At 68.8% G+C, this 1,674-nt stretch carries 1 protein-coding gene; it reads left to right on the forward strand.

Annotation, left to right across the window (positions count from 1 at the left end; translation table 11 throughout):
- Positions 1 to 214: 214 nt before the first annotated feature.
- Positions 215 to 1,674, forward strand: a 1,460-nt coding sequence (gene pepN / locus BKE38_RS15320; protein WP_106409226.1) for an aminopeptidase N, incomplete at its 3' end; no start/stop codon positions are given.

Raw genomic sequence — 1,674 nt, forward strand, 5'->3', positions numbered from 1 at the left:
GTCGATCAGGGTGCCGTAGCAGTCGAAGGTCAGTACGCGGAAATCCTGCAGGCGCATCGCGTCTCTCCGAAGCCAGAGGGGTTACCGTGGCATGACGGCGGCCGTCGCGGGAAGCGCGAATGCAGGGGCACCCCCCTGGGCCGCGGCCACCTCGCCCCCCATGATAGGCAGGAAGGCCGTTAACGGCGCAGCCTGCGAGACCGAGGGCGACGACATGACCAGCACCGACCAGACCACCCCCCCGCCCACCATCCGCCGCGAGGATTACCGGCCGCCCGCCTTCCTGATCGACCAGGTGGCGCTGGAGCTGGACCTGCATCCGACGGCGACGCAGGTGGCGGCCCGGCTGGAGATCCGCCGCAACCCGGCGGCCGCGGCGGGCGCGCCGCTGGAGTTGGACGGCGAGGCGCTGACCCTGGTCTCCGCGTCGCTCGACGGCGTGGCGCTGCCCGAGGCACGGCTGCAGCGCAGCCCCGCCGGCGGGCTGGTGATCGCCGGTGTCCCCGACGCCTTCGTGCTGGAGACGGTGGTGCAGATCGACCCGGAGGCGAATTCCGAGCTGTCGGGGCTGTACCGCTCGGGCGGCAACTTCTTCACCCAATGCGAGGCGGAGGGGTTCCGGCGGATCACTTTCTTCCCCGACCGGCCCGACGTGATGGCGCGCTTCACCACCACGCTGCGCGGCGACCGCGCGACCTGCCCGGTGCTGCTGTCCAACGGCAACCCGGCCGGCAGCGGCGAGCTGCCCGACGGCCGCCACTGGGCCCGCTGGAACGATCCGCACCCGAAGCCTTCCTACCTGTTCGCCGTGGTGGCCGGCGACCTGGTGGCGCTGAAGGACAGCTTCACCACGCGGTCCGGCCGTGACGTCGAGCTCGCCATCTATGTCCGCGCCGGCGACGAGACCGCCTGCGGCCATGCGATGGACAGCCTGAAGGCCTCGATGCGCTGGGATGAGGAGGCCTATGGCCTCGAATACGACCTGGACGTCTTCAACATCGCCGCCGTCTCCGACTTCAACATGGGGGCGATGGAGAACAAGGGCCTCAACGTCTTCAACACCAAGTACATCCTGGCGCGGCCGGAAACGGCCACCGACGTCGACTACGAAGGCATCGAGACCGTCGTCGCCCATGAGTATTTCCACAACTGGACCGGCAACCGCGTCACCTGCCGCGACTGGTTCCAGCTGTCGCTGAAGGAAGGCCTGACCGTCTTCCGCGACCAGCATTTCTCCGAGGACATGGGCAGCGCCGCGGTGAAGCGCCTGGCCAATGTCCGCCGGTTGCGCGCCGCCCAGTTCCCCGAGGATGCCGGGCCGATGGCGCATCCGGTGCGCCCGGATTCCTATGTCGAGATCAACAACTTCTACACGGCGACCGTCTACCAGAAGGGCGCCGAGGTGGTGCGGATGATGCGCCGCCTGATCGGCGTCGAGAATTTCCGCAAGGGCATGGACCTCTATATCGCCCGCCACGACAACCAGGCGGTGACGATCGAGGATTTCGTCGCCGCCATGCAGGACGCCTCGGGCGTCGACCTGTCGCGTTTTTCCCGGTGGTACGCCCAGGCCGGCACGCCGGAGCTGACCGTCGCCGAAGAATTCGACGCCACTACCCGCCGCTACAGCCTGACCCTGTCGCAGACGACCCCGCCCACCCCCGGCCAGGCCGA

Origin of the sequence: Teichococcus deserti, assembly GCF_001982615.1 — a bacterium.
GTDB lineage: Bacteria > Pseudomonadota > Alphaproteobacteria > Acetobacterales > Acetobacteraceae > Pseudoroseomonas > Pseudoroseomonas deserti.